This is a genomic window from Mesorhizobium sp. M7A.F.Ca.CA.001.08.2.1 (assembly GCF_003998455.1).
GTDB lineage: Bacteria > Pseudomonadota > Alphaproteobacteria > Rhizobiales > Rhizobiaceae > Mesorhizobium > Mesorhizobium ciceri.
In genome coordinates, this window is record NZ_RZPW01000856.1 from 1 (window position 1) to 2,469 (window position 2,469).

The 2,469-nt window shown below is 62.8% G+C and carries 3 protein-coding genes; 1 reads left to right on the forward strand and 2 read right to left on the reverse strand.

The features are described 5' to 3' along the window. Positions 1-878: DNA polymerase III subunit delta (gene holA / locus EN914_RS32050; protein WP_127389529.1), on the forward strand; the 878-nt coding region annotated here is incomplete at its 5' end. Between the two features lie 45 nt (positions 879-923). Here holA and EN914_RS32055 read toward each other — a convergent pair. Continuing rightward, on the reverse strand, positions 924-1,712 hold the full coding sequence (locus EN914_RS32055; protein WP_024504083.1) for a DUF2182 domain-containing protein: 789 nt from the start codon (positions 1,710-1,712) through the stop codon (positions 924-926). A gap of 33 nt (positions 1,713-1,745) precedes the next feature. Next, the gene (locus tag EN914_RS32060) at positions 1,746-2,372 is read right to left on the reverse strand and encodes a DUF1326 domain-containing protein (RefSeq protein ID WP_024504084.1); all 627 of its coding nucleotides are present in this window, start codon (positions 2,370-2,372) and stop codon (positions 1,746-1,748) included. Between the last annotated feature and the right edge of the window lie 97 nt (positions 2,373-2,469).

Here is a 2,469-nt window from a genome sequence, read left to right on the forward strand (position 1 = left end):
GGCTGGAGGGGTCGGAGGTTGACCGCGACGAGGGCCGGCTGCTCGACGAGGCCCGCACCGTGCCGATGTTTTCCGACCGGCGCCTGCTGTGGGTGCGCAATGCCAGCGGCCAGAAGGCATTGGCCGACGACGTCAAGGCGCTGACGGCCGAGCCCGCGCGCGATGCGATCATTCTCATCGAGGCCGGCGACCTCAAGAAAGGTGTCGGCCTGCGCGCCATCGTCGAGGCGGCCGACAATGCCATGGCCCTGCCTTGCTATGCCGATGAAGCCCGCGACATCGACACCGTCATCGACGGCGAACTGGGCAGGGCCGGCATGTCGATGACCATGGAAGCGAGACAGGCGCTGCGCCGCAATCTCGGCGGCGACCGGCTGGCCTCGCGCGGTGAGATCGAGAAGCTTGTGCTCTACGCCCATGGCCAGACCGAGATCGGCCTGGAGGAGGTCAAAGCGATGTCAGGTGATGTCTCCGGCGCGTCTTTCGACGACGCGGTCGACGCGCTTCTCGAAGGCAAGATCGGCGACTTCGACACCGCCTTCACCCGCCATTGCCAGTCCGGCGGCCAGCCCTTCCTGGTGCTGTCCTCGGCAATGCGGCAGTTGCAGCAGATCCAGATCATGCGCGGCCAGATGGAGTCCGGCAACCGCAACGCCGCCACGGTCGTTGCCGCCGCTCGCCCGCCGGTGTTTTTCTCGCGACGCAAGCTGGTGGAGAAAGCGCTGGAGCGCTGGAGCACCGAAGCGCTCGGCCGCGCACTGACCCGGCTGCAGACGGCGGTGCTGCAGACCAGACGGCGGCCGGATCTTTCCGTCGCGCTGGCAAGACAGGCGCTGCTTGGCATTGCGGTGGAGAGCAGCAGGTTGGCGCAGAGGTAGGAGAGCGATCCTCCTCTTCTCGGCACCGAGCGCTGCCTCCATCGGTCAATTCATTGTCATAGCGCCCACCTGCTGGAAGGTTGGCAGCGCCTGTGGAAAGACCAGCACCGCCGCGCCGTAAAGAAGCAGAGCGATGCCCGACACCTTTGCGATCCCACCTCCTGACGGGAGGGTCTTTTCCGCAAAGATCAGCAAGGTGACCACGGCCATTGCGGCGACGTTCATGATCCCGAGAGGAAAGAGGGCGAGAAACAAAAGCCAGCAGCAGCCCAGGCAAAAAAGTCCATGCTCCAGGCCCATGCGAACCGCACCCCCATAACCATCGCGCCATGAGGTCAGGATGAAGCCAATCGGCGTGCGGCATTTGGCCAGACACAGATCTTTCAGTGGGGAGAGTTGATAGGCGCCCCCAATCATCAGCAGCGCGCCGCCGATACGCGCGGCCGTCGCAGCGGACAATCCCACATGCCCGGCAAGCATCTCCGCACCCGCCGCACCGGCAAAGGCGATAAAGCCCATCACGCCCCAAACCAGCATATACCCGGCCACGAACACCCAGCTCGAGACAAAGGTCTCGCCCCGGCTCTGTTTGCCGGCCTGGACCTGGTGAAACGTCAGGATCATGGGCGCGGCCGTCGGAAACATCATGGCAATCATCATGATCATCCAGATGGCAAGAAACAGCGGCGCCTTCATACCCATGGTGAGTGCGTACATTTCCATGCGCATGTCCGCGTCCATGCCCATCTGCTGCCAGACAAGCAGGGTCCACGCCGCCGCAGCGATAGCGATCAGCAGCGCGAGAATGATGTATCGCTGCAACGTCGGGGCCATGGACGAGGTCGTTCCGTGCTACGCTGCCAACGGCTACTGCTGCCCAGACCAATTGATCGGGGCGTAATGTCCGTTTCGGCGGGAATTGTCCCAGCTCATGCCATGATCGCTGAATGTACTGCCTTCCGCCCCCATCGCCAGGGCGAGCCAATCGGGATTGACAGGATGGCCGGTGGCCGCCCACATCTGCCCGTCCTCGCGCATTGTCGGCAGCGGCTCGACCGCCATCTGCATGACGCCCGCAATCTCCGCCGACCGCTTCTTGCCGTCTATCCGGTAGCTTATCGGCACCTTCTTGGCGCCAAGATTCGTGCCAATCATGGGTGCCAGCACCGCCATAGGGCCGCCCGCAGCGCCGGTGAAGATGGCACCTAGCGCCTCTGTTTGCCTGTCATCGGCCCGTTCGTCGATATAGGCGGCGGCCGTCCAATTGCCGTTTGCCATAGGACCCGGCGTGTGAGCGACCATCGCGACACTGAGCCCATCCAATCGAACGTCGCCGTAGTTGCCCGTATTGATATGAAAGACCAAACCGACGTCGCAAACACCTTTCGTCGGCTTCGATGTCAGCTGCGCGTTGGTGGACAGCAGACAAGGACATACGACATCGCAGCTACAATTTTCGAAGTAACTTCCGGACAATTGCCAACGGACTGCCATTTGCACCTCCCACTTGCGTCAGGCGCGTCGGCATATCGCATTGGCGGGGCGGTGCCATTTTACCAATGTTGTAGGAAAGGCAAAAAGCCCCCCCCTC